The sequence below is a fragment of the Fulvivirga sp. M361 genome, assembly GCF_007097395.1.
In the GTDB taxonomy this organism is placed as follows: domain Bacteria; phylum Bacteroidota; class Bacteroidia; order Cytophagales; family Cyclobacteriaceae; genus Fulvivirga.
Window position 1 is genome coordinate 1 of sequence record NZ_VKDC01000104.1, and the last position, 654, is coordinate 654.

The following is a 654-nucleotide window of genomic DNA, read 5'->3' on the forward strand; positions in this document are numbered from 1 at the left end:
ATTTGTAATGCGCATATTCTTGGTGAACTTATTTTGGATAGTTTTTATGATAAAACATTGCGGTATCATACCCCGAAAGCTACCTCTAAAGTACACCCGGATTACAAATCCTATTCCTAAACCAGCACGCATGGCGCTATCGCTATATGCGCGCCAGTGGGTGAAAGATGACATTTGAAGTAACCGGCCAGGCCTAATTGATAGTCGTCACTCGGAAACCCGAGCGACTGAGAGGATGTTGATCACTATTTCTTCATTACTGTCCGTGCTATTGATTTCCCAGGTTAATGTAATGGTATTTTCATTGGCCTCAGCCTGAAAGTGCTCTACCGAAGTGGGTGGGGTTAAGCTGTTCACATTGGCGTTAGCAGAAGTTAAACTTACTATTATCAGGGCGGCTACTATTAGTATATTTTTCATCTTACTCTCTGTTTCGTTTCTTTCAAATCAACAATACAAAGTTGGGATACTGCGGATGGCTATATAAGAGCTAAAAAGCGTAATTTTTACTAAGCGGTTTTGCTTAGGCTGTGCTACTGTAGATTACCGGAAAGGCCTTATTTCGGTATTAAACGAGGCTTTTTTTATTGAACTGGTCGTCGGTTAAGCGCAGCGTTCCTACGACCTACAACCTGGATAGAGCGTCCGCTCGGG

1 protein-coding gene is annotated in these 654 nt (G+C 42.7%); it reads right to left on the reverse strand.

Annotated elements, in window-relative coordinates; all coding sequences use genetic code 11:
• Window positions 1-207: 207 nt before the first annotated feature.
• Window positions 208-420: a hypothetical protein gene (locus tag FNH22_RS31780; protein ID WP_143402571.1), complete on the reverse strand. Its 213-nt coding sequence runs from the start codon at window positions 418-420 to the stop codon at window positions 208-210.
• Window positions 421-654 lie beyond the last annotated feature (234 nt).